Origin of the sequence: Endozoicomonas acroporae (assembly GCF_002864045.1) — a bacterium.
Taxonomy (GTDB): domain Bacteria; phylum Pseudomonadota; class Gammaproteobacteria; order Pseudomonadales; family Endozoicomonadaceae; genus Endozoicomonas; species Endozoicomonas acroporae.
Window position 1 is genome coordinate 1 of the sequence record NZ_PJPV01000140.1, and the last position, 26528, is coordinate 26528.

Annotated in this window: 28 protein-coding genes; 11 read left to right on the forward strand and 17 right to left on the reverse strand. The window is 50.4% G+C overall.

Annotated features, from left to right (window positions below):
• The coding region (locus tag CX664_RS19770) for a transposase (RefSeq protein ID WP_146000169.1) at positions 1-174 on the forward strand (174 nt) is incomplete at its 5' end.
• A 317-nt stretch (positions 175-491) separates the two neighbouring features.
• On the opposite strand, the gene CX664_RS19775 is transcribed toward CX664_RS19770, so the two are convergent.
• Together CX664_RS19775 and CX664_RS19780 are read right to left on the reverse strand one after the other, a co-directional pair.
• Positions 492-779 (reverse strand): type II toxin-antitoxin system RelE/ParE family toxin, encoded by a 288-nt coding sequence (locus tag CX664_RS19775; protein ID WP_101748405.1) that lies wholly within the window; start codon positions 777-779, stop codon positions 492-494.
• Positions 779-1066 carry a type II toxin-antitoxin system RelB/DinJ family antitoxin gene (locus CX664_RS19780; protein WP_420810379.1) on the reverse strand — a complete coding sequence of 96 codons (288 nt, stop codon included), beginning with the start codon at positions 1064-1066 and terminating at the stop codon, positions 779-781. Before CX664_RS19780 ends, CX664_RS19775 begins: the two co-directional genes overlap by 1 nt.
• Positions 1067-1481: 415 nt before the next feature.
• Here CX664_RS19780 and CX664_RS19785 point away from each other — a divergent pair, with 415 nt between their 5' ends.
• Both CX664_RS19785 and CX664_RS19790 read left to right on the forward strand, forming a co-directional pair.
• On the forward strand, positions 1482-1832 hold the full coding sequence (locus tag CX664_RS19785; protein ID WP_101748407.1) for a hypothetical protein: 351 nt from the start codon (positions 1482-1484) through the stop codon (positions 1830-1832).
• Complete coding sequence (locus tag CX664_RS19790) at positions 1775-2089, forward strand: hypothetical protein (protein WP_146000170.1); 315 nt, start codon at positions 1775-1777, stop codon at positions 2087-2089. Before CX664_RS19785 ends, CX664_RS19790 begins: the two co-directional genes overlap by 58 nt.
• A 36-nt stretch (positions 2090-2125) precedes the next feature.
• Here the strand turns inward: CX664_RS19790 and hutI are convergent, their stop codons facing one another.
• Positions 2126-4345: an imidazolonepropionase gene (hutI, locus tag CX664_RS28005; protein WP_101748409.1), complete on the reverse strand. Its 2220-nt coding sequence runs from the start codon at positions 4343-4345 to the stop codon at positions 2126-2128.
• Between the two features lie 193 nt (positions 4346-4538).
• Here hutI and hutC point away from each other — a divergent pair, with 193 nt between their 5' ends.
• The 3 genes from hutC to hutH all read left to right on the forward strand — a co-directional run bounded on the left by hutC (position 4539) and on the right by hutH (position 8645).
• Entirely contained in the window at positions 4539-5249 is a 711-nt protein-coding gene (hutC, locus tag CX664_RS19800; protein ID WP_101748410.1) for a histidine utilization repressor, read from the forward strand.
• Between the two features lie 137 nt (positions 5250-5386).
• Positions 5387-7120 (forward strand): urocanate hydratase, encoded by a 1734-nt coding sequence (hutU, locus tag CX664_RS19805; protein ID WP_101748430.1) that lies wholly within the window; start codon positions 5387-5389, stop codon positions 7118-7120.
• A complete protein-coding gene (hutH, locus tag CX664_RS19810; protein WP_101748411.1) occupies positions 7113-8645 on the forward strand; it encodes a histidine ammonia-lyase in 1533 nt (510 codons plus the stop codon). Before hutU ends, hutH begins: the two co-directional genes overlap by 8 nt.
• Before the next feature lie 148 nt (positions 8646-8793).
• On the opposite strand, the gene CX664_RS19815 is transcribed toward hutH, so the two are convergent.
• Positions 8794-9345 (reverse strand): hypothetical protein, encoded by a 552-nt coding sequence (locus tag CX664_RS19815; RefSeq protein ID WP_101748412.1) that lies wholly within the window; start codon positions 9343-9345, stop codon positions 8794-8796.
• A 294-nt stretch (positions 9346-9639) separates the two neighbouring features.
• Here CX664_RS19815 and CX664_RS27845 point away from each other — a divergent pair, with 294 nt between their 5' ends.
• The gene (locus CX664_RS27845; RefSeq protein ID WP_276328504.1) at positions 9640-10131 is read left to right on the forward strand and encodes a pilin; all 492 of its coding nucleotides are present in this window, start codon (positions 9640-9642) and stop codon (positions 10129-10131) included.
• A gap of 259 nt (positions 10132-10390) precedes the next feature.
• On the opposite strand, the gene CX664_RS19825 is transcribed toward CX664_RS27845, so the two are convergent.
• The 4 genes from CX664_RS19825 to CX664_RS19840 form a co-directional block, all read right to left on the reverse strand.
• Positions 10391-12100, reverse strand: a complete 1710-nt coding sequence (locus CX664_RS19825; RefSeq protein ID WP_101748413.1) for a DNA ligase LigA-related protein — start codon at positions 12098-12100, stop codon at positions 10391-10393.
• A gap of 67 nt (positions 12101-12167) precedes the next feature.
• The gene (gene galE / locus CX664_RS19830; RefSeq protein WP_101748414.1) at positions 12168-13187 is read right to left on the reverse strand and encodes a UDP-glucose 4-epimerase GalE; all 1020 of its coding nucleotides are present in this window, start codon (positions 13185-13187) and stop codon (positions 12168-12170) included.
• Positions 13188-13219: 32 nt separating this feature from the next.
• Entirely contained in the window at positions 13220-14116 is an 897-nt protein-coding gene (nadC, locus tag CX664_RS19835; protein ID WP_101748415.1) for a carboxylating nicotinate-nucleotide diphosphorylase, read from the reverse strand.
• A gap of 37 nt (positions 14117-14153) precedes the next feature.
• Positions 14154-15104, reverse strand: coding sequence for a ketopantoate reductase family protein (locus CX664_RS19840; protein WP_101748416.1), 951 nt, complete (start codon positions 15102-15104; stop codon positions 14154-14156).
• A gap of 112 nt (positions 15105-15216) precedes the next feature.
• Between CX664_RS19840 and CX664_RS19845 the strand changes: the two genes are divergently transcribed.
• The 3 genes from CX664_RS19845 to CX664_RS19855 all read left to right on the forward strand — a co-directional run bounded on the left by CX664_RS19845 (position 15217) and on the right by CX664_RS19855 (position 17779).
• Entirely contained in the window at positions 15217-15432 is a 216-nt protein-coding gene (locus CX664_RS19845; RefSeq protein WP_101748417.1) for a dodecin, read from the forward strand.
• A 142-nt stretch (positions 15433-15574) separates the two neighbouring features.
• The gene (locus tag CX664_RS19850) at positions 15575-16060 is read left to right on the forward strand and encodes a YajQ family cyclic di-GMP-binding protein (protein WP_101748418.1); all 486 of its coding nucleotides are present in this window, start codon (positions 15575-15577) and stop codon (positions 16058-16060) included.
• A 153-nt stretch (positions 16061-16213) separates the two neighbouring features.
• The gene (locus CX664_RS19855) at positions 16214-17779 is read left to right on the forward strand and encodes an AmpG family muropeptide MFS transporter (RefSeq protein ID WP_101748419.1); all 1566 of its coding nucleotides are present in this window, start codon (positions 16214-16216) and stop codon (positions 17777-17779) included.
• Between the two features lie 86 nt (positions 17780-17865).
• On the opposite strand, the gene CX664_RS19860 is transcribed toward CX664_RS19855, so the two are convergent.
• Both CX664_RS19860 and CX664_RS19865 read right to left on the reverse strand, forming a co-directional pair.
• Positions 17866-18084, reverse strand: coding sequence for a hypothetical protein (locus tag CX664_RS19860; RefSeq protein ID WP_163369979.1), 219 nt, complete (start codon positions 18082-18084; stop codon positions 17866-17868).
• A gap of 4 nt (positions 18085-18088) precedes the next feature.
• Positions 18089-18403 carry an MGMT family protein gene (locus tag CX664_RS19865; RefSeq protein ID WP_101748421.1) on the reverse strand — a complete coding sequence of 105 codons (315 nt, stop codon included), beginning with the start codon at positions 18401-18403 and terminating at the stop codon, positions 18089-18091.
• Positions 18404-18672: 269 nt separating this feature from the next.
• On the opposite strand from CX664_RS19865, the gene CX664_RS19870 reads away from it, so the two are divergent.
• Positions 18673-19608 (forward strand): DUF481 domain-containing protein, encoded by a 936-nt coding sequence (locus CX664_RS19870; RefSeq protein ID WP_180966563.1) that lies wholly within the window; start codon positions 18673-18675, stop codon positions 19606-19608.
• On the opposite strand, the gene CX664_RS19875 is transcribed toward CX664_RS19870, so the two are convergent.
• The 7 genes from CX664_RS19875 to CX664_RS19905 form a co-directional block, all read right to left on the reverse strand.
• Positions 19596-19892 carry a hypothetical protein gene (locus tag CX664_RS19875; protein ID WP_101748423.1) on the reverse strand — a complete coding sequence of 99 codons (297 nt, stop codon included), beginning with the start codon at positions 19890-19892 and terminating at the stop codon, positions 19596-19598. The two genes, CX664_RS19870 and CX664_RS19875, sit on opposite strands and share 13 nt — an antisense overlap.
• Positions 19893-20116: 224 nt before the next feature.
• Positions 20117-20410 carry a GDCCVxC domain-containing (seleno)protein gene (locus tag CX664_RS19880; protein WP_101748424.1) on the reverse strand — a complete coding sequence of 98 codons (294 nt, stop codon included), beginning with the start codon at positions 20408-20410 and terminating at the stop codon, positions 20117-20119.
• A gap of 312 nt (positions 20411-20722) precedes the next feature.
• Complete coding sequence (pta, locus tag CX664_RS19885; RefSeq protein WP_180966564.1) at positions 20723-22813, reverse strand: phosphate acetyltransferase; 2091 nt, start codon at positions 22811-22813, stop codon at positions 20723-20725.
• 84 nt (positions 22814-22897) lie between these two features.
• A complete protein-coding gene (locus CX664_RS19890) occupies positions 22898-24088 on the reverse strand; it encodes an acetate kinase (RefSeq protein ID WP_101748426.1) in 1191 nt (396 codons plus the stop codon).
• 411 nt (positions 24089-24499) lie between these two features.
• Positions 24500-25309 (reverse strand): DUF805 domain-containing protein, encoded by an 810-nt coding sequence (locus tag CX664_RS19895; RefSeq protein ID WP_101748427.1) that lies wholly within the window; start codon positions 25307-25309, stop codon positions 24500-24502.
• Positions 25310-25455: 146 nt separating this feature from the next.
• Positions 25456-25875, reverse strand: a complete 420-nt coding sequence (gene hemJ / locus CX664_RS19900; protein WP_101748428.1) for a protoporphyrinogen oxidase HemJ — start codon at positions 25873-25875, stop codon at positions 25456-25458.
• 358 nt (positions 25876-26233) lie between these two features.
• Entirely contained in the window at positions 26234-26476 is a 243-nt protein-coding gene (locus CX664_RS19905; protein WP_101748429.1) for a hypothetical protein, read from the reverse strand.
• Between the last annotated feature and the right edge of the window lie 52 nt (positions 26477-26528).

Sequence of the window (26528 nt, forward strand, 5' to 3'; positions counted from 1 at the left end):
GACAAGATTCTGCAGCGCTGGTATTCAACCTATACCAATGCCCGTATGGAAGGGTTGAACAGCTTGTTCCAAGCGGCCAGAGCAAGGGCTAAAGGTTACCGGAACACAGGCACGTTCATAACGATGATTTACCTGATCGCCAGCCCTGTGGCAGACATCCTGAAATCCATATGAAACGGCGAAGAGCCATAATTTTATGCACACAGGAGCGCGTCTTTTCTCTGCCGGGGGAGGTAATCTTAACCGCCTGCTTTCTGGCGGTTTAAACACCCGAAATGCTGGGGGATTAAAAAAGCCTCACTTGACTATATTTTGACCGATTGACCAGTATCACTTTTTGTTTAAGTAACACCCTTAGTAACACCACAGGGCTTTATAAAACTAAAGTCCTTGTCTGCCAGGGGATATAAAGCCCGTTTCAGTTGCCGCCGCCTCTGACTAAGGCTGACAAAGGCAGAGTCAGGCAGATTAAAGGGCGTAAATTCTAGAGTTTACGCCCTTTTTCTTTTTGGGAATTTTTGTTTCTGATGAAGAACTCGCATTACACGAATATCTTTACCATCCACCCAGTATGAAACAATCATGGATACTTCCGGAATGATCAGTAATCTGCCACGGATGCCTTCACGCTGAACCCCCATAAGCGGTTGTTCTAATAAGTTTTCAACTTTCGCTTCAATGATCAGATCAGTCTTTTCTGCGGCTTCAGGATTAAAATCATAAAGAAACTCAAAGATCTTTTCCCGATCATTCAGAGACTCTTCTTCCCATAAAATCATCACTGGCTGCCTCTGTTGCGAATTTTCGCTTTGCGCTTAGCCATCTCGTCTTTGGCTTTATCGTGTTCAACAAAATTCGTTGCTCCAGAGTCCAGTTTCTCAAATGCCTGGTTGACTTGTTGGGTTAGCCATTGATCGTGGGAGGATAACTTACGCTGTTGTTCAGCCAGTTGCTCAGTAAACTCCCGGCATGCGTCACTGATAGTGCGCCCCTGACTTTCAGCCATTTTTTGAGCCAGGCGTTTTGTTTCCTCATCGACTCGAAATTGTATTCTTGTTTCCATCATGGTTTCCTTATTGCTGTGAGTACAAATGTTAGCACGGTATAGAGAGGCTCACAAAAAACGAGTTAGGTGATTTGGCTATATCAGCATGGAACACGGTAAATCCAATTAGCCCCTCAAATGCCCCTCGTTTGGAAATTCAAAAATTACATGCAGAAAAAATAAGGGCTTATTAAGTCGATGTATTCCTGATAGGGGTTGAAAGGCAGGCGAACTCTCTGCAAAACTCGCTGGTCTTCGACTTATGACTATAATGCTGGACAGACGAAAAGCCTATGACCAGACGTCGGCATAAATGAAACAATGTTATGCAAAGAAAACCAACCACGGGCAGTGGTTGAGGCACCGGTAACCAGCCATCAATTTGTTCTGCCTTCGGGATCAAACATCCATAACTAAATCATGGTACTGACTACTAATGAATAACAGTAACTCCCCCGCCAAACCAACCATGGATTATGCCCAATTGCTGGAAGCCCTGAATCAGGCCAGCACCTTTGATCTGTTCCGGCTGAATGCCATGATTGATCGTGAGCTAGAGTCGTCAGAGCGTATTGGCCGGATCAAGGCGGCGCTGACCGTTGGACAGAAGCTGAGCTACTTTGACCGAAACAGCAACTCACTGCGTGACTGCGAGGTGTTGCAGCTTAGGCAAAAGCGGGCACTGGTACTGGATTTACTGATGGCAAACGCTGGACGGTGCCCTACTACATGCTCAATCTTGAAGGTGCCGATGCTCGCGTTAATCATGAAGCTCAACAAGGCCTGAGTCGCCATGCCATTGCTGTGGGAGATCTGCTGGGTTTTAAAGATAAGCATGGGGAAGAACATTTTGGTCATGTCCTTCGTCTGAATACTAAATCAGTCTCCCTGCAGGTGGCTGAAAGACAATGGCGGGTTGCTTATTCTCTGCTCTACCGTGTTCTGGATGGGCAGGGTGACCAGGAAGGGGAGCTGTTGATTGACGGTGAGAGGGCAGATCAAAGCGGTGATACTGTCCAGGGTTCATTGCTTGAGCTCAAATAAAATGAAAATATGGTTTGCTAATGCATTCAGAATAATCTACCGGGTTTGTCCAGCCAGCTGATGAATTAACCGCGCCGCCAGCCGGGCCGTGTGTGCATCAATATCATGTTTCGGGCAAGTTTCAGCGATATCAAAGAGTTTCAGCTTGCCGCAATGTTTGATGATATCCAGCAAAGGTTCAACAACCTCCGGTGGAATGCCTCTGGCAGCGGGTGCGCTGACGCCGGGGGCCAGGGCGGCAGGGAAGGCATCAATGTCGATGGTCAGGTAAATATGATCCACCCGGTCGATAAACTGTTGGAGATCTTGCTGTAACGATGGCAGGTTCAGCAGTGTCATTTCTTTATCGAGTCGATAGGTGACACCCAGTTCATCAGCTCGATTAAAAAGCGCCTGAGTGTTACTGCTTGCACTGATGCCAAAACAAAGATATTTAAACGGGACGCTGTGCTCACGGGCGTATTCAGAAGCCTGCCAGAATGGAGTTCCTGAGCTGGGACCCACTTCGGGTAAGCGAAGGTCAAAGTGGGCATCAAAATTGATGATGCCGACATTGATCGGGTCTTTACCCTGCCTCTGTTTTTCCAGATGCATCATCAGTCCCTGGTAAGAAGCCCAGCCAATTTCATGGCCTCCTCCCAAACCAATCACTAATTGATCATTGTCTAATAGTTGGCACATCTGCTCGGCATAGTCCTCTTGTGCCTGTTCAAGGTTGGTGCCATGGCAGCGAATGTTGCCTGCATCCCAAACCGGGGCAGTGCGATTCCAGGGAAGGTTGGCCAGTGCCTGTCGGATATGGTCGGGCCCTTTGGCGGCCCCGGGTCGGCCCTGATTTCTCCGGACGCCTTCATCAGACTCAAATCCCAGTAAAGCAGCTCCTGGTTTGCCCCCCAGTGCATAAGGGCGAACTTTCTGGTGCCAGCGCTGTGCAGCCTGTGGATCGGTTTCCTGATCGATACGGCCAGACCAGGAGAATGGTGGGTTTCCGGAGATGGTTGATTGCACAATTTGGCCACTTTTTATGATCAGGGAAGGAGAGATGCCCGTGAGTCCGGCCGCCAGAGAGGCAGGATGGCTGACAGGCCAGAGTAACAGGTCGGCATCAAGTCCTGCTCTGATTCGGCCAGTTTTATCCTGCAGACCCAGTGCCTGTGCCGCATGGCGGGTACAACCGGCCAGTGCCTCGGAAGGCGTCATACGAAACAGGGTACAGGCCATATTCATCATCAGTCGTATGGAGGCGAAAGGGGAGGTGCCGGGGTTCAGGTCGGTAGCAATGGCAATGGGAACGCCAGCCTTTCTTAATGCTTCAATAGGCGGCAACTTGGTTTCCCGAAGAAAGTAGAAGGCTCCCGGCAACAGAGTGGCTACCGTGTTGCTGTTTTTTAACGCCTCAATACCGGACTGGCTGAGGTATTCCAGATGGTCCACGGATAGCGCCTGATATTTTACCGCCAGTTGGGTGCCGCCGCTGTCAGAGAGTTGCTCGCCATGGAGTTTGATGTTCAACCCATGTACTTTGGCTGCCTTAAATACCCGTTCGGTCTGTTCCGGTGAGAAGGCAATGTTTTCGCAGAACACATCCACGGCATCGGCCAGCTGTTCCCTGGCCACCGCAGGCATCATCTCAGTGCAAACGTGCTGAATGTAATCGTCAGCCCGGTTTTTGTATTCCGGTGGCAAAGCGTGGGCACCCAGAAAAGTACGAACGACAGTGACAGGGTACTCACTGGCCAACAGACTTGCGGCCCGGAGCATTTTGGTTTCGGTTTCCGTATCCAGGCCGTAGCCGGATTTGATTTCCAGTGTGGTCACCCCTTCAGCCAGTAATGCCTCAAGTCGTGGACGGGAGTCGTCAACCAGTGCTTCAACCGTGGCTGCCCGGGTGGCTTTGACGGTGGAGAGAATGCCGCCTCCCTGTTTGGCGATGGTTTCATAGCTGACGCCTTCAAGCCGCTGTTCAAACTCTCTGGAGCGGTCGCCGGCATAGACAAGGTGGGTGTGGCAGTCGATCAGGCCGGGTGTTAACCATTGTCCTTGTCCATTGATGGTCTCTTTGGTCTTGCTGCCAGGTGGTAAGTCGGATTCTGCCCCTGCCCATACAATCTTTCCGCCCTGCACCAGAACGGCTCCCTGACGGATGCTGTTATAGGGGCAGGTTGACGTGTGAGCCGGATCCATGGTGGCCAGGTGAATATTCCGGATGAGGAGGTCGCAGGAGGTCAATGATTCGTCAGCGTGACTGTTGTTCATGGTGTCCGGCCGCTATTGGTTGACTGAGTGATGAACGATTGCTTCAAGAATAATCGGCATTTTTAGCAGAATCGCACAAATTGGATTATTATTAGGTTGTATATACAACTATATACAATAAAACTATACAAGCAAGCTGGGGTTTCCCGGGATCGCCGGAACGTCTGAAAGCTCCAATTGGCACAAATAAATTATGAATCAGAGCCTGTTACCCCGTTATCAGCAGATTAAGCACTTTATTCTGGACAAGATTGAGTGCGGTGAGTGGACAGAATCCCGCAAGGTGCCTTCTGAGAATGAGCTCTGTCAGCAATTTTCGGTGAGCCGAATGACCGCCAGGAAGGCGCTGCAGGAGCTGACGGCATCAGGCGTGTTGATGCGTCAGCAGGGGCTCGGCACGTTTGTGGCTCCCATTGAGCCACAATCGTCAATATTGACGGTAAAAAATATTGCCGACGAGATCAGGGGGCGAGGGCATGGTTACAGCAACCGGGTATTGCTTTTGTGTGAAGAAAAGGCGTCCGAGGCCATTGCGGTTTCTCTTGAGTTACCGGAGTCAGCGACCGTTTTTCATTCCATTATTATTCACTATGAAAATGGCCTGCCACTACAGTGGGAAGAGCGGCATATTAACCCGCGGTTTGCTCCGGATTACCTGAAACAGGATTTTTCAAGGGAAACGCCCAATGTTTATCTGACCAGGGTTGCAGCGCTTACAGAAGCGACACATGTCGTGGAAGCGGTATTGCCTTCAAAAGAAGTGGCCGAAGCACTGGCTATGGAAGGTGCTCCCTGTCTGAGAATCACGAGAAGAAGCTGGTGTCGGCACGGTGTCGTCAGTCTGGCCAGGCTGATGCACCCCGGTGACCGATACCGCCTGGGAGACCACTTACAGTTTTCCTGATGACCTGCCGACAAGTCGGATCACAGGAGTAACACCGACAGCCTCCCGGGGTAATAACAACGACTGTGCAGGCGACAGTTCCACAATAAAGCAGCGTAACGTAAAGGACGGTGAATATGGCAAGTGAACAGGAGAAGATGCTTATAGCCGGTGGTAAAGAACCCGTTGGTAAAACCGGCAGTAAGGGGCATCAGCGGTTTGATCCGGACCGAATCATTCGGGCTCCCAGAGGTTCTGAGCTGAATACCTGCAGCTGGCAGGTAGAAGCCCCTCTGCGTATGTTGATGAATAATCTGGATCCGGAGGTGGCAGAGCATCCTGAACAGCTGGTGGTTTATGGCGGTATTGGCCGGGCCGCCCGGGATTGGGCTTGCTACGACCAGATAGTGGCCACTCTGAAACGTCTGCAAATCGATGAAACATTGCTGGTCCAGTCCGGAAAGCCGGTCGGAGTATTCAAGACCCACCCCGGTGCTCCCCGGGTGTTGATTGCCAACTCAAACATTGTGCCTTACTGGGCAAGCTGGGAGTACTTCCATGAGTTGGATAAACAGGGCCTGATGATGTATGGCCAGATGACCGCAGGCTCCTGGATCTACATCGGTTCCCAGGGCATTGTGCAGGGTACCTACGAAACCTTTGTGGCCATGGCCAAAACCCACTTCCGGGGGGATGCTTCGGGCAAGTGGATTCTCACCGGTGGTCTTGGCGGCATGGGGGGCGCGCAGCCTCTGGCGGCGACCATGGCCGGTTTTTCCATGCTGGCCTGTGAAGTGGATGAGTCCCGAATCGACTTTCGCCTGAAAACCCGTTACCTGGATAAAAAAGCAGCGACGTTGGATGAAGCGCTGGCGATGATTGAACAGGCCAAATCGGCAGGCAAGGCGATTTCGGTGGGTTTGCTGGCGAATGCGGCGGATATATTCCCCGAGCTGGTTGAACGCAATATTACGCCGGATGTGGTGACGGATCAGACATCAGCCCATGACCCATTAAATGGTTATTTGCCTAAAGGGTGGACGTTGGCACAGGCCTGCGAACGTCGTCAGGCGGATGAAGCGGCGGTTACCCGTGCTGCACGAGAATCTATGGCTGTGCAGGTGCGGGCCATGCTGGAGCTGCAGAAGCGGGGGGCGGCAACTGTTGATTACGGCAACAATATAAGACAGATGGCGAAAGAGGTCGGGGTTGAAAACGCATTTGACTTCCCCGGTTTTGTGCCTGCTTATATTCGTCCACTCTTTTGCCAGGGTATTGGTCCTTTCCGCTGGGCAGCCCTGTCCGGTGACCCTGAAGATATCTACAAGACTGACCAGAAAGTCAAAGAGCTGATTCCCGACGATGCACACCTTCATAATTGGCTGGATATGGCCAGAGAGCGGATTGCTTTCCAGGGGCTGCCAGCCCGCATCTGCTGGGTTGGTTTGCAAGACCGGGCCCGACTTGGGCAGGCCTTTAACGATATGGTGGCCAGTGGTGAGCTGAGTGCGCCAGTGGTGATTGGCCGCGATCATCTGGATTCCGGCTCGGTTGCCAGCCCTAACCGGGAAACCGAAGGGATGCAGGATGGCAGTGATGCCGTCTCTGACTGGCCGTTGCTGAATGCCCTGTTGAACACTGCCTCGGGGGCAACCTGGGTGAGTCTGCATCATGGTGGTGGTGTGGGTATTGGTTACAGCCAGCATTCTGGTGTGGTGATTGTCGCTGATGGTACCGATGAAGCCCGGGAAAAACTGGGCAGAGTGCTGTGGAATGACCCGGGAACCGGGGTCATGCGCCATGCCGATGCAGGGTATGACATTGCCCGTGAGTGTGCACAGGACAATAGTCTGGACCTGCCCATGCAGTCGGGAGGGCAAAGGTATGAATGAGTTAGTGATTTCCCCCGGAAAATTATCGCTGAGTGACCTGCACAGGGTTAGCCGTCACGAGGTTCAGATCAAGCTGGCCCCGGACTGTTATGAGGCTATCCATCAAAGTGTGGCCTGCGTGAATCATGCGCTGGCAGAAAATCGGGTTGTTTATGGTATCAATACCGGTTTTGGTCTGCTGGCCAATACCCGGATTCCGGATCAGGAGCTGGAGGATTTGCAAAGGAGTATCGTGCTTTCCCATTCGACAGGTGTCGGACAGTTTATGGATGAAAGCACTGTCCGCCTGATGATGGTATTAAAAATCAACAGCCTTGCCCGGGGATTGTCGGGAGTGAGGCTGGAATTGATTGAAGCACTGATTCAACTGATTAATCTGGGGGTTTACCCCTGTGTCCCCGAGAAGGGGTCAGTCGGGGCCAGTGGTGATCTTGCGCCGTTGGCTCACATGAGCTGTTTATTGCTGGGTGAAGGTCATGCCCTGGTGGATGGTCAGCAGTTGACGGCCATGGAAGCCCTGACCTACGCCGGTATGGAGCCCATGAAGCTGGCACCGAAGGAAGGACTGGCACTATTGAATGGTACTCAGGCCAGTACGGCCTTTGCCTTGCAGGGACTGTTTGGTGCAGAAGATTTAATGGCATCAGCCATTATCGCCGGAAGCCTCTCCATTGAAGCAGCCATGGCCAGCCGTCGTCCTTTTGATCCTCGCATTCACGAGGCGCGGGGGTTGCAAGGGCAAATTGATATTGCTCATGCCTACCGTACCATGCTGGATCACAGTGACATTGAGCAGGCACACATAGATTGTGACAAGGTACAGGATCCGTATTCACTAAGATGCCAGCCCCAGGTGATGGGAGCCTGTCTGGAGCAGATGCGTTATGCTGCTGGCCTGCTTGCAGTGGAAGCCAATGGCGTTACCGATAACCCCCTGGTCTTTGCTGAGCAGAATGAAATACTTTCCGGTGGCAACTTTCATGCAGAGCCAACCGGCATGGCTGCCGAAGCATTGGCTCTGGCCATTGCAGAAATCGGTGCCATCAGTGAACGACGCATTGCGTTGCTGGTGGATCAACACCTGAGCGGATTGCCGCCATTTCTGGTGAAGAACAGTGGCGTCAATTCCGGGTTTATGATTGCCCATAACACGGCGGCTGCCCTGGCCAGTGAAAATCGTTGTCTCTGTCATCCTTCGGTTGCCGATAGTCTGCCCACTTCTGCCAACCAGGAAGACCATGTCTCCATGGCAACTTATGGTGCCCGTCGTTTACGGGAGATGAACAGCAATACGGCGTTTATTGTGGGTATTGAATTGCTGGCGGCGGCACAGGGAGTGGATATGAGGAAACCCTGCAAAACCTCGGAAACGTTACAGCGGGTGATGAAAACAGTGAGAAAGGATATACCCTTCTATGATCAGGACCGGTATTTCTTTCCTGATATCCAGAAGGCATCCGAGCTGGTGGCCAGTGGTGAGTTGAGCGTTTATATGCCAGCAGAGCTGTTGCCAGGCCAATCTTAGTTTGTGCAGGTGGCTAACTGCTCAACATATGGTTAACCCATTCACGAGTCGGTTCCCTTCGGGAATCGACCTGTGCACGAAACCAATCTGCGCTATCCATATCTATTTTGGAGTTTTTGTTATGGAACTTGTCAAAACACATGAATAGTTAATTAATCCTTACCTGTCTCGCAACAAGCTTTGTTGACAACAGCCCCTTGAAGAGAAAGGTTTCTTCGCTAACGCCATGCTCATACTCAACTTCATAAAGCAACGTAAATGGTAGCCCGTCATTGCTGCCCAGCCAGTCGCTAAAACTGGAAAACCAGCCAACATATTGATGACTTTTATAATTGCCCAGCTCTTTCGCTAATAACGGCTTGTAGGTTTCCCGGTGCTGGCCGGTGGTGGTAATCCAGTGATCTCTGGTTCGGATAATCAGTGCAGACTTATCGGTTGAGAGACTGTTGATATCCAGGTTTGAGAAATAGCTGTCAACTTTCTGCTGATAAAAGAACTGCAGACTGATAAAGCCAGTGATAAAGGCTGACAGAGCAATGATGAATGCAATACCAATCCGTGCCAGCCATGAGCCTAATTGGTTATTTACCAGGGTTTTATTTTGCATAGCCATGCCTGCCTTTTTGAACCGTTCTTGAATAAATAGCGTCATTACTTTGGCTATCGGACGAATGGCAAAAAAAAGTAGCTGATCTGTCAAAAGAAGCGTGGCTGGGATTACTGCACGATTAGCGGTATGGATGGTTTCACTCTATACAAAGCCGGGTTTAGTGGTTTTATTATTCTAATCAACGGGATATGTCGTATTTATGGTGAATTTGCCCTGTTGGTAAAACGACCTGCTGGGTTTTGCTGCCACCGGGTTTGTGAGTGGTCAGCCCTGCACCATTACTGAACTTAACTATCCTGTTTAAAGGGCTGCAGGACGGTGCCGACAGATTGAGCAATGGACTTCAGCGCGCTGTCAAAAAACTCATTGGTCGAGGAAAAAATTATGAAAACAAGGATGTCGGAAATCCGTAAGATGTCGGGTTTTACCCTGATTGAATTGATGATCGTTGTGGCGATCATTGGTATTTTGGCATCGGTAGCGATTCCACAGTATCAAGCGTATACCAGGAACTCAACGGCTCAGGCAGCACTGAGCGAAGTGAAAGCATTTCAGACAGCTGTAGCGATTTGCGCACAGACAGCTACCATTCAATCCTGTAAACCCGGTGCTCCCGGTAGCGGTGTACCCTCGGTGGACGGCACCAGAGTGTCTGTTGGTACATATATAGACAATACTTATGCAGAGCTGATAGTGACGCCAGCGAGTTCATTTGGTGCTCAAACTCTGATTTTCCAATCGGATGCCACCGGTGGTAACTGGAAGATGTCTTGCCAAAATGGTGGAGATACAACGGCAAATAATCTTTGTGGTACAGATGCCGTCACTAAGTCCAAGCAATGGAGCGGTAAATCTGATGGTACTTTTGGAGGTTAACGCTTGCCTCGTTGTTCCCACGCTCTGCGTGGGAACGCCTGACCATACAGTCGTCCGCCCCACACACTGCTTCGTTCCCATGCTCTGCATGGGAATGCCAACCGCAAACACCAGCAGCTCCCGTTCTCAAACAAGCCCCAAGGCCTTGAAAGCAATTCACCACAAACTCTATAAAAACAATGGCTGAACATTCGGCCAGCTCTGGTATGCATTCCCACGCAGAGCATAGGAGCGAGACTCTTGGGGGTAGACTGCGCATTTACCCGGTTTTCTGACTACCAGGCTCAACCAGAAACTCAATCAACTCTCTAACTTGCTTCCTGTTCACATAGTCCTGTAAATCTTCCATCCGTTTACTGCCAATCGTTGGGCACTTATCTGAAATCTGCCGGGATAATAATTCTCGTAAATCCGTTATACACCCAGCCAACTCGCGGGCATTGCTTTTCCCGATGCCTGGAATACTCAGCGCACGGATCTGTTGCTCCAGGCTTTTTGGTGGGCGAATGGATTCGAAGTATTGTTGGACTTCCTGCGGATGCATACCTGCCGATTGCAGTGAATGGGGTGTCAGCTGCAGAATATCCACCAGTGTCTGGATTGTTCCCGTTTGAACCCATTGATGAATAGCCGGTTTGCTGATCGCGGCAATATCAAGCCCCTGTTTACCGGTTAGCCATATCAGGCGAGCGACAAACTGCTGTTCACAACCCGGTGCCATAGAGTGGCAGGTAAAGGGCGTATAACGGGTTGTATCCGGGAGTTTCGGGCTTACCCTGTTTGCCGGACGAAACAACACCTTACCAAAGACCGGTATGGCACTGCCTTTGAGCTTGATACTGATTTGATCCCCCACGGCAATCGCTTTCTTTTCCAGATTCTGAACAGTGCCCAGTGAAAGGGTTGAGAGGGTTCTGTTTTTGAACAGTACGGGCTTAATATGAACCACGGGTGTGATATTGCCGGTTCGCCCAATGGTAAATTCAATCGCCTCCACTTTTGATGTGGTGGTTGCTGGTGGGAACTTCCATGCCATGGCCCAGGCAGGTGTATCACCTGTCCAGCCCAGCTGCTTTTTGAAAGTTTTGCTGTCGGCCTTAATCACAATTCCATCCATTAAAAATACGGGTTTTTTGATGGTTGCGTAGTGCTCAAGGTGCTGTTTGATTTCAGGGTAGGATGTTGTTTTGTGGGTATGCTCCAGGGGCAGAGGAAAGCCCATGCCCGCTAAAGCGGTTATTGATTGTAAACCGCTATTAAACGGGCTGTTTACCCACTGCCATGGGAAAAAATCAAAGGCTTTTACGGCTTCTGTTTCTGGATCAGACCGATTGAGCTGACCGGCAACCAGGTGTCGGGCACTGGCATACTGCTTAAGAATTGATGGAGACATAATATCAAGCCGTGCAAATAGCTCTCCATGAAGAATGAGTTGGTTTTTTTCATCATTACCCAGTGTTTTTGTGATCAATGGCATCTGGCGGATATGATGGAGGATATCGACTCCAACTTCGCCATTTCCTCGGGTGGAAGCCTGGATTAACCGTCCGTTTTTATAGACCAGCTCCACCGCAACGCCATCAATCTTCGGCTGTACCAAAAAACCACTGTCAGCGATTCGCTGTAAAAAGCGTTTTACTTCCTCTGCAGACTGCGCTTTCTTCAAGCTGCCCATTGGAGCCTGATGGTGAATTGTGTATTTATTGTGAGGAGTTTGGGGAAGGGATTTCTCTGTTGCGATGGAAGGGAAACAAGCTTGCCAGTATTTCAGCCTGGCAAGCAAGTCGTCGTATTCACCATCGCTGATAATCGGGGCGTTCTGGTTGAAGTACAGTTCATCATGGTAAGCCACTTCATCCGATAGACTGCTGATCTGCTCAGTGGCTTCTCCCTGATTCCACTGTGGGCAGTTATCTGCCCAGGCTGGTAGAAGAAAGATTATCCACAGGAGCGATATTGTTTTTTTCATGCTTCGATTAAAGCATGAAAAGGCGAGTGGTACCCCTCTTTTAGCTTTTCAGCAGCCTTAAAGCCGGTTAACTGTGATAACCGTTTGGATTCGCCGACTGCCAGCGCCAGCTATCAGACACCATATCTTCCAACCCTTTTTCTGCTTTCCAGCCCAGTTCACTCAGGGCTTTGTCCGGATTGGCATAACAAGCGGCAATATCACCGGAGCGTCTTGGGGCGATCTGGTAAGGGACTGGCTGTTGTGATGCCTGTTCAAAAGCGCTGACCATTTCCAGCACGCTATAGCCTGTACCAACCCCCAGGTTCCAGGCATGGATACCCTCAGTTTTCTGCAGCTTCTTGATAGCACGCACATGGCCAATAGCGAGGTCAACCACATGGATATAGTCCCTGACTCCGGTTCCGTCGTGGGTTGGGTAGTCGTTACCGAAGACACTGAGCTTGTCCAGCTTACCGATGGCAACCTGAGAGATATAAGGCATCAGGTTGTTGGGAATATCATTCGGGTCTTCACCGATTCTACCGGAAGGGTGAGCACCAACCGGGTTAAAGTAACGCAGCAAGGCAATTCGCCAGCTATTGTCAGATACCTGAAGGTCCTGAAGGATTTCTTCTATCATCAACTTCGAACGACCATAAGGGTTGGTGGCTGAGGTCGGGAAGTCCTCGCTGATGGGGAGGCTGGCAGGGTCGCCATATACCGTGGCAGAAGAGCTGAACACCAGGGTTTTCACCTTGGCCTGTTTCATGGCTTCCAGTAACACCAGTGTTCCATGCACATTGTTATCGTAGTAAGCCAGGGGCATGGAGACGGATTCGCCAACGGCTTTCAGACCGGCAAAATGAATAACAGAGGATATCTCATGGTTGCTGAACAGTGAGTGCAACAGCTCATGGTCGCGAATATCCCCTTTGACAAACTTCAGTGTCTTACCAGTGATCTCCTGAACCCGCTTCAAAGACTCCTCACTGCTGTTACTGAGGTTATCCAGAACAATGATTTCATAACCATCGTTGATGAGTTCGACGCAAGTGTGGCTGCCAATATAGCCAGCGCCCCCGGTTACCAGAATTTTTTTGTTCATAGTGTTGTTGCTCAAGGCTGCCTCCGTGTGTTTTAAAGCTGCTCGATGATCCGCATGGACAGATCCACAGACTGGCAGTCTTTGGTTAGTGTGCCAATAGAGATAAAGTCGACTCCGGTTTCGGCAATGGGCACCAGCGTCTGATCATTAATACCACCGGACGCTTCCAGTTTTGGGGCTTTTCCGGGAAGTTCCCGGTTCAACCGGACGGTTTCGGCCAGCTGGGCCAGCGGGAAGTTATCAAGCATGATGATATCGGCTCCAGCCTCTCGGGCAATATTGAATTCTTCCATGCTTTCCACTTCGATCTCTACCGGCTTGCCGGGGGCGATTTCGTGAGCTTTGCCGACCGCCTGAGCAATGCCACCACAGGCGGCAATATGATTTTCCTTAATTAAAAAGGCATCAAAGAGTCCGATTCGGTGGTTGTAGCAGCCTCCGGCAGCGACGGCGTATTTCTGGGCAACCCGCAGGCCCGGCAGGGTCTTGCGGGTATCCAGCAATTTGACGCCGGTGCTATTGACCAGACTAGCATAGCGCTGGCAGCGGGTTGCGGTGCCGGAGAGGGTCTGCAGAAAATTCATCGCGGCCCTTTCGCCGGTCAGAAGGCTTTGGGCAGCACCTTTCAGAACTACCAGCACCTGGTTCGGCTCAACCCGTTCACCTTCCTCTATATGCCATTCCAGCTGGACATTGGAATCAATCTGACGGAAGACCTCGTCAAACCAGGGGCGTCCACAGATGATGGCATGGTCTCGACAGATAATTCTGGCGACAGATTGTTGGGTTTTTGGAATCAGGGCAGCGGTAATGTCTCCGGAGCCTATATCTTCAGCCAATGCCTGGCGAACATTGGCTTCTACGGCACCGTAAAGCTGGTCTCGCAGAACCGGGCTCAGGTTTTCAGGCAGTGTATAGGATACTTTCATGGTCATTCCGGAGGTTACTGGTGTTCTTTGGCGAGGATTATATACATAAAGGAGAAGCCGTTGCAGGCTGGCCTGTTTTGACGCCTGTAGCATTTAATTGGTCCATCAGTTGGTGGTGGCTGTTGACGGTGACTCCCAGGGAATTGGCTTGTTGGATCAGAAAACCGTTGATAAAGGCCAGTTCCGTGGCTCTTCCCTTACGTGCGTCCTGGCAGGTTGATGACAGATTGCTGGCAGTGATCTGGCAGACACCATATACGCTGTCTTTAAGTGCGGTGGCTGGGATCCCCAGCGCAGCCAGAACCCCGCTGGTCTCAATGATTAATTGATCCAGCCAGGCCTGTTTTTCACCATTATCCAGCAGCTCGCCATTACGGCAGTCGAACAATGCCGTGAGGCCGTTGATACAACTGTTAATGGCCAGCTTTTCCCATAACTTCTGCTCAATGGGATCGCACGGGCTGACCTTTAATCTGAAATTGTCGCAAAGGTCATGAAAGCCCTGTTCGGATCGTTGCTGATTGCTGAGGAGGCCAATCCAGGTCTGACCCTGGCCAGCGTGATGTACCTCAAAGGGGGCTGACAGATAAGCACCATCGGTACTGGAGCCTGCCCAAACTGTTTGCGTTGGCAAAGCATTTCTGATGGTCTGCTGGCTCCCCATGCCATTTTGTAGCAACAGTATCTGGCAGTTATCCGCCAGATGTGGCTTTATGCTGTTCAGTGCGGACAGTGAATCCTGAGCCTTGGTGCAGACAATCAGCCGGTTGATGGTGCTGTCGATGGTTTCTGGCGAGACGAAATCGACAGCAAATCGAGAGGTCTGGTCTGGCGTTGATAACTTAAGTGAAATGCGTCTCTTGTTAAATTGCTGATAACTGCTTTCTCTCAGGATCAGGCGGGGGCTTTCGCCCTTATGGCAAAGGCTGGCGGCCCAAAGGCAACCGATGCTGCCAGCGCCCAGAATATACCAGGGATCATTGTCCATAAATCTCTAAAGTCCATCAGCGAATAGAAGATGCGCCGAGTCTACCATTTGCTGCCTATACTCAAACAGCTGGTGTTTTCCAGCTTTTCTAAACAAGAGTGGGAGATAGACAATGAGTCATACCTATAAAATGACTGAACTGGTAGGCAGTTCAACGGTCAGTAGTGATGATGCTATTCAAAATGCCATCGCTGCCGCTGGCATGACCCTGGAGCATATGGGCTGGTTTGAAGTGGTGGAGCAACGAGGCCATATCGAGGATGGCAAAATTGCCCATTGGCAGGTGACGGTAAAAATTGGCTTCAGGCTTAAGGGCAAAGATCAGTAGTTTCCGTCAAAAGGATCTGATCCTGCATATTCACCTGAACCTTGCCACTGGTGTATTGATTTTCTCCATGGTCTTTCCAATACAATCATGGATACAATAGTTGTTAATTGTTTCTTTCGATTTCTCAAGGAGATCATTCGCTATGCCTTCATTTGACATTGTCTCTGAAGTGGATATGCATGAGCTGGCCAACGCTGTTGACCAGGCAAACCGTGAACTGACTACCCGCTTTGACTTTCGGGGCGTTGCTGCCAGCTTTGAGAAAAGTGGCGAAAAACAGATCGTTATGACCACCGATGCCGACTTTCAGTTGGTTCAAATGGTAGAAATGTTGAAAACCAAGATGGTCAAACGGGGTATTGATGTTAAATGCCTTGAAGTAAAAGACCACTACGGTTCTGGTAAACAGGTCAAGCAGGAAGTGGTGGTTCGGCAGGGGCTGGAAAAGGATATTGCCAAAAAGATTGTGAAAATGATCAAGGATGCCAAGCTGAAGGTTCAGGCCGCCATCCAGGGTGATCAGGTCCGGGTGACCGGCAAGAAAAGGGACGATTTGCAGACTGTGATTGCCTTTTTGCGGGAAGCCGATCTGGACATGCCGTTGCAGTACAATAATTTCAGAGATTGATTGACTGTTTGTGACACAGAAAACCGTTTTCATTGGATGATGGAAACGGTTTTTTATTTCTCGGCTAAGCTGATATCTTCTTTTTTAAAATAAAACTTTTATTACAAGAAGCATGGTGCTGTAAAATTTCATATTTGCGATGGAGCATATTGCATGGGGCTGGCAGCAGATTCTTCGAAGAATTGGGGTGACGCTTGGAAAAGCTTTTTTAATCGTCGGGTGATTGCACTTCTTTTTCTTGGTTTTTCAGCAGGCCTGCCCATTCTGTTGATTTTCAGTAGCCTTTCTCTCTGGCTTCGTGAGGCTGGGGTAGAACGCAGTGCCGTCACTTTTTTCAGCTGGGCAGCGTTAGGTTATTCCTTCAAGTTTGTCTGGGCACCGCTGGTTGACCGCATTCCACTGCCGGTTCTGCACGATTTGCTTGGGCGTCGGCGGTCATGGTTATTGTTATCCCAGGCCTCGATTATTGCCGCGCTGTTGTTTATGGCAACCCATAACCCTGCTGAAGGTCTGTTCTGGATAGCCTGTGGTGCGGTAATGCTTGGCTTTTCCTCGGCCACACAGGATATCGTTATTGATGCCTATCGAATAGAAGCAGCGGATGATGACCTGCAGGCCATGATGTCCTCTGCTTACATTGCCGGGTATCGAGTGGGTATGCTGGTGGCCGGTGCTGGCACCCTGGCACTGGCCAGCTGGTTTACCATGACGGACGAAGGCAATTACGACTATCTGGCCTGGGCCTGGGCCTATCGCTGTATGGCCGTGTTTATGCTGATTGGGGTGGTTACCACGCTGATGGTTGCTGAGCCGGATGTTGATCGTACTTCAGAGTCGGTACACAGCACTGTTGATTATCTTCGCTTTCTGTTGCTCTTTGCCTTGGCGGCGACCGTATTTGTCATCTCTTTTACTCAGCTGGCTGATGTTTTTGGTGCTCTGAAAACCTTTTTGGTGGAGACCGGGCTGTCTACGCCCATCGCCGGTTTTCTGGCCGGTGCCGGTCGATTTGCAGGCAGTGTGGCTGTTGCTGGGGTTACTGCCTGGTTGCTGGTAAAAGTTCATCTGGCCCCAAGAGCAATGGTGAAGGAAACTTATGTCGCTCCCTTTGCCGATTTCTTTGAGCGTTATGGCAAAGTAGCTATCTATATATTGCTATTGGTAGGCACCTACCGTATTGCTGATATTGTTATGGGCACCATATCCAATGTGTTCTACAACGATATGGGCTACACCAAAGAGCAAATCGCTACCATTACCAAAACCTTTGGCCTGATCATGACCATTGCCGGTGGTTTTTTGGGCGGAGTGTTAGCCATTCGCTTCGGTGTGTTGAGAATTCTTTGGGTAGGCGCATTGCTGGCGGCATTGTCGAATGTGCTGTTTGCGTTTCTGGCCAATCTTGAACCCTCCAGCCTCTATTTAAGTCTGGTGATTGCGGCAGATAATCTCAGTGGTGGCATGTCGTCCGCCGCGTTTATTGCCTTTTTATCCAGCCTGACCAATCGGGCCTTTACGGCCATGCAGTACGCTATTTTCAGCTCGCTGATGACGTTGCTGCCCAAGCTGTTGGCCGGTTATTCAGGCACCTTTGTGGATTCCCTGGATTATCCGGTCTTCTTTATTGGCTCAGCGCTGTTGGGGCTGCCGGTTTTATGGCTAGTGTCGTATGTAGGGCGATTGCTGGAACGTCATCAGGCGGGTAACTCAACCTGCTGAGGGCTGCATCCTGAAGAGGATAGCTACTCCTGTGGAAGAATTCAGAGTGTGTTGCAAAAGGCTATTCAGCCTTTTGCAACATCCTGTTAATGGGGTTCAGCCGGTGTGTCGTTTGATGAGTCCAGGAGTTCGGCAATCAGTCTCTGCCGCCAAAATTCCCGGGTTCCGTCGTTGGGCAGTTTGTTCAGTGTATCCTGACAGATATGAACCATCGCCTTGAGAATATTTTCTTCCGGGTAATTCAGGTTTTCCAGCTGGCGAATAATTTCGACGGCCAGGGCAATATCTTCCGACGCTCCATCCATGTATTTACTCTCCATGCCATTGATGCGCTTTCAGGTTGATTTTTCCGGATGAAATTGTCACTCCCTCCTGCTCCAAACGTTGTTTTTGCAGGCTGTACCGGCTCGACCCATCAGGGAATGAAATCTGACCTTTGCCGTTAATCACCCGGTGCCAGGGAAGGTCGGTCCCGGCGGGCAGCTGTTTCAGGATATTGCCCACAACGCGCGCATAACCGGGGGCTCCTGCCATATCTGCCAGTTGGCCATAGGTTACCACACAGCCTTTCGGAATCCTGCTGATCAGATACCATATTTCCGAAGGGGTAAAGGGGGCGGTCAATGTTGGTTCTCCACGATACTTTCTATGATGATCGCCATGATACTCTTCATCATAAGTTCGACCACAAATAATAGATGTCAGGATATTTGAAAAGTTTGGAATGGGAAAGGAAATTGTGGATTCTGTCGTATTTATGAATTTTACAGGTGGATAACCTGTTCGGGAGAATTCCTTTTATGTTGCTCCAAAGGAGCCTTCGCTGTTTATCAAGGCTGCTGGGAATATTCTGTCTGTTTTCTATCAGTATGACATGGGCTGATACCGTCTGGATGAACAATGGTGATGTGTTGTCTGGCGACATTGTCAAGCTGGATTCTGGCAAGCTGAGTTTACAAACAAAGTATGCAGGAACTATTGAACTGGATTGGCGCTATGTCTCGGCCCTGGACTCGGATAAAACATTCTGGGTCAGCCTGATTGGTGAAGAGAAGGCCAGATTGCGGCGGTTTGAAGGCCAGCAGACAGGCGTTACGGTTATTGATGAGAGTGGTCGAAAGCGTTCTTTCTCAGCAGTATGGCCGGTTGCCGCTATCCATATTGAAAAGCCGGTGATTGCCGATACCTGGGTGCTGGGAGGTAAGCTTGTTGCCACGCTGGACAGCAAATCCGGCAACGATGATGAGTTTTTGACTGGTGTTGAAGGCAAGCTCAATATTGATGACCAGTGGAATAAAAATGCTTTTTACTGGGATATTGAAGTGGAAGACGATGACGGCATTAAAAGCTCTGAGTGGCAGGTTGGCTATTCATACAGCCGTTACCTGGATGAGCACTGGTTTGTGCAGGGAGCCGCAGAACAAGAATATGATTCGGAAGAGGATCTGAGAACCCGTACATCCGTGGGTGGTGCCTTGGGCTATCGTTTTTGGGAAACCGCTGAAAGAGCGCTGAAAACCAGTGGGGGTATCAGTCAGCTCTGGGAGGATTATATTGCCAATGAATCGCAGCGGGATTATGCCCTGACCTGGATCTTTAACTACCGAACACGACTCATGAATAACTGGGAATATTTTGCCAACAGCAGAACGTTCTTCCGGCTAAAACAGTCTACGACACTGGTTAATGTCAATCAGGGGTTAAACATTGGGCTGACTGATCGCATTACCTGGAATCTGACGTATATTGTTGATTACGACAGTGACCCGGTTGATAAGACCCGGAATGTCGACAGCCGAATCAAAATGGGGATTGGTTACCAATGGTGAGGTCCGGTGCGCTGCAGATGGGTGCATACTGGCAGTCGTCCTCTTGTGGGCATAAAAAACCGGGTTCTTATCAGGCAGCGCCGGAACGGGTATTGCCTTGAGGGTGGGAAAGCCGGTTTCTGTTGCTCAGGCTGCTCAGTAAGTTGCTTCTCTTCACGCTGTTCCTGTAAAGCTCGCATAGTGGTTTCCAGCCAGTTGGCTGCACGATAGAGCAGCGAGTGTCTGGTTAAATTGTCAGAGTGTTGATGTTCAAGGGGAAAAATCAGGGTTTTTCTGACTTTCATTGCTACCGGGTACTTTTTCAGAATTACTTCTGTTAATAGCGGCAGCTGGGCGTTTTGATTGATGACAGATTACGTTTTTTTACCCTCTCGCCTTTGGCAATGTACTGGTTACAAGCGGGCTCCCGGAAGTAAAGAGGTGCTGCCCGAACAGTAAGCAGACACTCCAAAACCTCGGGCTGGTAAAAGACGGGATCGTCAATCGGGCATAGTACGGGCTAATGGGGTCATAAACCAGAGACTGAGACGCTTTCAACCACTTCTTCACTGAGAGGCGTCATTTCAGCGTAGGCTTTTCTATCCCGTTGTGATGTCGGGCAGGGTTGATTTCCGTGTGAACAGAAAACACAGCAATCGCCTTCCTGTGGGGTAATCAGTTTCTGGCAGTTTCTGCATTCGTAAAGGTAAACACAGGCATCCTGAGGCATGGTTTCAACCGCATGGTGCAGACAGTCGGGGCAGGTGATGATGGACGTAGATACAAGCGTTTTTGCGCTTAAGGTATAGTTTTTACTGGACATACTCTATTCTCCTGGCACTTTCTGTGCCGTTCGTTGCATTTTTCTCTTTGGGCATAGGATAGAGTTATCGGCCTCCGTGTTGGTTTATTGACAATGAATACTTAAATCAAGGTGCACTGTCGTTTTTTTAGCGAACAAATACGTCACAAAAGCACCTCTTTTTAAACTACCCTATCTGACTTTTTATAAAAAGAGCAGCATGAATCAGGCCAGTTATGCTGCAAGCATAAAAGGGGAATATGACCGTTTACTGACAGCCATAAAAAAACCGGACATTTCTGTCCGGTTTTGTATGGGAGCAATTAAACGAACTTAGTCGTTTTCAGCCTGAATTGCCGTCAGGGCAATGGTGTAAACGATATCGTCAACCAGTGCACCACGGGAAAGGTCATTAACAGGCTTGTTAAGACCCTGAAGCATTGGACCGACACTGATAACGTCTGCACTGCGCTGTACCGCTTTGTAGGTAGTGTTACCTGTGTTGAGATCCGGGAAGATAAACACGGTCGCACGACCCGCGACGTTACTGCCGGGAGCCTTGCTCTGGGCTACCGACTCAACGGAGGCGGCATCGTATTGCAGAGGGCCATCGATAATCAGGTCCGGGCGTTTGGCTTTAACGATTTCAGTGGCCTCGCGCACTTTCTCGACATCGGCACCGATGCCAGAGGTTCCGGTGCTGTAGCTGATCATCGCAATACGTGGCTCAATACCGAACGCAGTGGCTGAGTCAGCGCTTTGAATGGCGATATTGGCCAACTGCTCTGCATCCGGGTTTGGATTAACGGCACAGTCGCCGTATACCAGAACCTGGTCAGGCAGCAGCATGAAGAAGACGGAGGAAACCAGTCCGCCAGCATCTTTTTTCGTCTTGACCAGCTGGAAAGCCGGACGGATGGTGTTGGCGGTGGTGTGTACTGCACCAGAGACCAGACCGTCTACCTCGTTCAGAGCCAGCATCATGGTACCGAGTACTACCGTATCTTCCAGCTGAGCTTCCGCCATCGGGGCGGTAAGGCCTTTGTTCTTGCGCAGCTCAACCATCGGGTCAACATAGCGGGTGCGGATGCTCTCAGGTTCCATGATGATCAGGCCATCCGGCAGTGTGATGCCGTTGTCTTTAGCGACCTGTTCAATAACGCTGCGCTGCCCGAGAAGGATACACTGGGCGATACCACGCTCCTGACAGATAACGGCAGCCTGAATAGTGCGTGGCTCATCGCCTTCTGGCAGAACAATACGCTTATTGGCACCCAGGGCTCTCTGAACCAGTTGGTAACGGAAGGCCGGAGGGGAGAGTCTGCGCTCTGCCAGGGCGGAGCATTGTTGCTTCAGCCACTCGGTGTTCAGGTTGGCAGCAATGGTGTCCATGACCAGTTCAACACGAGCAGCGTCGTCAACCGGCAATTCATTATGGCGACGATCCAACAGGGTTGCCGTGGTGTAAGAGTCTTCCCCGGTGAGCATGACAGGAAGACCAGTACCGATGGCCTTGCTGCACAGCTCCATGATGGGTTTGGATGGTGTGATACCACTGGTCAGCAGAAGACCCGCCAGGGGAACACCGTTCAGGGCCGCCATACAGGTGGCCAGAATGATGTCATCACGGTCGCCCGGAGTAATCACCAGATTACCTGGCTTCAGGTGATGAATCATATTGGTGGGCGTTCTGGCGCTCAGGGTGTAAGAAGTCACCCGACGGGTATCCATCTCACCGGCGTTGATGATGTCTGCCTTCAGGTGCTCGGCAATATCCATGGTTCTTGGGGAAGCCAGGTTATTGTCAAACGGAATATAGCCCAGTGGCTGGAATGGCTTGCGGGCAAATTCTGGCAGGCTCTGGAAATGGCCATCTTTATTCAGACTGGCAACCATGTCCGGCGTCAGTTTATTCAGGGCATAGCCGACAACATTCGGGTTCTTGATGCCACCAAAGCTGTCGGCAGCGATTTCCAGTTTGTCGGCCAGGTCTCCCAGAGAGTCATTACCGGGCTCAGACACCAGGATGATGTCAGCATTAATGGTTTTGGCAATGTTGCTGTTCAGGCGATTGGCGTAGGGCATTTCCCGGGTCGGAACCAGACCTTCTACCACCATCACGTCGCAGTCCTGAGAAGCCTGTTCAAACAGGGCTACGATCTCTTCCATCAGGACATCGCCCTTGTTGTCACCCAACAGGTCTTCAGCACGATGTGAAGTAATGGGGGTAGGTGGCTCATGGTCCATGATACGCTGAACCAGTTTGGTGGAACGCTCTGGTCCAGTGTCGCCTACATGCAACTGGGCAATAGGCTTGAAGAACTTGACTCTGAGACCGAGATTATCGAGTGCTCGAACCAGGCCCAGGGTAACGGAGGTCAGGCCAACACCATAACGTGTTGGTGCCAGGAAAAATGTACGCATATCCGGACGAATCCTTCTCATGAAATACTGATATAAAAACAGGAGGTGAAACCTCCTGTTGCTTACATCATTTAGATAACCAGTTTAGCCAGCAATCAGCGCTTCGGTATCACGGGCAATCATCAGTTCTTCGTTGGTCGCGACAACCATGGCTACGGTTGAGCCGGGCTTGGTGATAACACCGCTCTTGCCACGGAAGGTCTCTTCGTTGGCTTGTTCATCAACGTCAAAGCCGAAGATGGACAGACGCTCCATTACATTCTTACGGATCATGCTGGAGTTCTCACCGATACCACCAGTGAAGACCAGTGCATCAATGCGGCCCAGTTCAGCAGCAAAACCAGCCAGTTTTTTGGCCAGAACGTGGCAGAAGATGTCCAGAGTGAGCTGGGCACGCTGATGACCTTCTGCTGCGGCATTTTCAAGAACACGGCAATCGTTGTCCAATCCGGACAGACCCAGCATGCCGGATTTTTTGTTCAGAAGGTCGATGATCTCGTCCAGGGAGTAGCCGCACTGCTTGTTCAGGAAACTGAAGACGTTCGGGTCAATATCACCGGAACGAGTACCCATTACCAGCCCTTCCAGCGGCGTCAGGCCCATGGTGGTATCAACGGATTCACCGTTTTTGATTGCACAGGCACTGGCACCGTTACCCAGGTGCGCAACCAGGATAGCACTGTTGCCCAGGTCCAGACCCAGCATGTCGGCAGCGGTTTTGCTGACATAACGGTAGCTGGTGCCGTGCATACCATAACGACGCAGGCCGTGCTCTTCGTACAGGTTGTAAGGAACCGCGTACAGGTAGCTTTCTGCTGGCATGGTCTGGTGGAATGCTGTGTCAAATACTACGGACTGTGGCAGCTCCGGGAAGTATTTTATGCAGGCACGGATACCCAGCAGGTGAGCAGAGTTGTGCAAAGGTGCCAGGTGGCTGCAGTCTTCGATGCCCTGGATTACTTCATCAGTGATCAGGGTGGATTGAGTGAACTTCTCACCACCGTGAACAATACGGTGACCGATGGCTTCGATGTGTTCCATCAGGTTGTTCTCACGGAGAATGCCCACCAGTGCTTCGATAGCACCTTCGTGGCCAGCAGCGCCAAGATTCAGGGTTTGCTTCTCGCCGTTCAGCTTCCAGGTGATGGAGGCTTCGTTGCCCACGAGGCATTCAGCAATGCCGCTGATGCTTTCCTCTTCGGTTTTCGGGTTGATGACTGCGAACTTCAGGGAAGAACTGCCACAGTTGATAACCAGAACGCTGTCTTTGCTCATAGAATCTATTACCAGTGAAAATGACCGCACAGTTTTCGAAAATGCCCGTTTAATGCTTTTAATTTAAGCAAATTGTCACGAATATCGTCAAACGCCGCGGCCGGAACCAATCACACGGAGGTTGCCCGGGAATAATGTCCGTAACGGAGATGGCAGAACATTGAGGAGGAAACATCGTTTTTGTGCGGTGAATAGTGGTGCTATTTACCGGAAAAAAACGAATGTCTGAACCCATGTGCTGTCACAGCAGCAGGACGGTCTATTCCCGGGCAACCTCCCGGGTGATCATGGCTTGTATAAAGTAGAGAAGCGGTATGAAAATATTATAACCATTGACCTGTGTCGGTGGACTGCGTATTGATGCGTATATCCAAGGCTGTGGTTAATTGTTCTCCAATGTGTCAGAGCATATCAGAGGTTTTGTTCCAGTGCCGGAAGAACCAGCTGATCAATCATTTCCGGAACATTGGCAGCCAGCTGCAGCAGCTCATTCTGGTAAAGCCAGCCATAGGATCCTGCGGCAATCAGGGCCAGTAATGGAATCCACAGGCCAAAAACCTGGGCAATTCTACCGGCGGAATAGGGAGTTGGCCCAAACCGGTTGGTACTGGCAGTACCTGAAGAAAAGGTCAGCCATATCAGAAACAGAAGGTTGATGCCCGGGATCACTAGCAGCAGGCTCTTCCAGCCACTGCGGTCAGAATCATGAAGCCTTCTGGCTGCTATGGTCAGCATAAGGAGGCAGGCAATAGTCATCATGCCCAGTGTCAGGTGCAGTGACTCCAGAGGTGGGTAGAATGGCGTCAGGTGAGGAGTTAAAAGTCCCGGAACCCAGCAGGCGCAGACGACCAGCAGCGCAATTACCCAGAGGGAGGCGATAAATCGCACTCTTCCCATTCTGGGGAGCAGTTGAAACTTCCCGGATTCGGCCGGTTGTTTCTGCTCCGGGATGGTTTCCGGCGGCGTTTGGGGCAGTTCTTCATTACTGGTCATAGAGAGAATCCGGCAATGGGCTCCTGCCTTCATCATGGCTCTTTCATAAGGACGGATTTCACTGGCGGTCATATTCTTGCGAATAATAACCGGCTTTCCGGAGAACAGACATTTCAGTTCTGCCTTGTCGGCATTCAGGAGCTCTTTCAGGTTTTTCCGAACCTTTCTTTCCTTAAAACCCGGCAGTATTTCTCCTTCGAAAACCAGTTTATAGAATGAGTCATCCATGGCGACCTGTCCTGAAATATGTCCTGAGACAGGTTATCGGCGGGCATGGTGGAGACTGAGGCTTTTTTGTGGTTCCCCAGAGAGTATAAAAATCGTAAAAGGAGCAGTGGGTTCCCGTGGATTTTATGCTCCAGATGATCAGCCTTCTAAAAGGGCTTAACAACCACCAGAATGACAATACCCACAAGGAAGACCACAGGAATTTCATTGAAAACTCTGAAAAATGTGTGGCTGTGGGTACTGGTGCCGTTGGCCAGTTGCTTCATATAGCGGGCGCACATATGGTGATAGCCCACGGTCAGAGCTACCAGGGTCAGTTTTGCATGCATCCAGGGGGCGCTCAGGTAGCTGGGGATGTAGTGTAACAGCCACAGGCCAAGCGTCAGGGTGGCAATCATGGAGGGGATGGCGATGCCGCGCATCAGCTTTCTTTCCATGATGACAAAGCGATCTCTGCTGATCTGGTCTTCACTCATGGTGTGATAGACGAACAGCCTCGGCAGGTAAAACAACGCTGCAAACCAGCAGGTCATGGCGATAATGTGGAAAGCTGTTACCCAAAGCATGGTTAAACCCGATTGTTATTGAATTTGTAAGCATTCTTACAGGTTAGAAAAGTAAATCAAGTTGCACGCTTTGAAATATCCGGGTTAATCGTTTATAAAGTGGCCAGGAGGCTGACCGAGAATAGACTGCCCTACTGCGGCGACAGCAAATTGGTCTAAAAATCCGCTTTTGTTCGGCAAATAGCCCCGCTATTCACCTCACAAAACCGAATTTTTATCCTCAATTTTCTGTCGTCCTCGCTACGGGCGCTATTCTCGGACAGCCTCCCAGAGGGGCTTATTTGTCCCGGATAGACGTGAATCTATCAAATATTCTTGCTGGCTGAATGTCTCAAGCATCATCATTCGTCATGTACAACTACTGTGCGTTACTGAGAAAACGCTCAATTGATTGCAGAGTAATAACACCAACAGCGTTGCATATTTCTACTTTTTTTCGCTCTTTCTTTTCAATGACCAGTAATACATCGAGACCTTTATCAAGCATGGTTTCACGAGCTTCGTATAAGGTAGACTGCAAATCAATGGGCAGTGTCTGTATAACAACATTGTCTCTAATCTGACTGGTTATATCCTCCCCTTGATTATGACATTCAAGCAAGTCTTTAGTTCTGATAATTAATCATTAGGTAAACCCCCGGCTATGCCGGGGT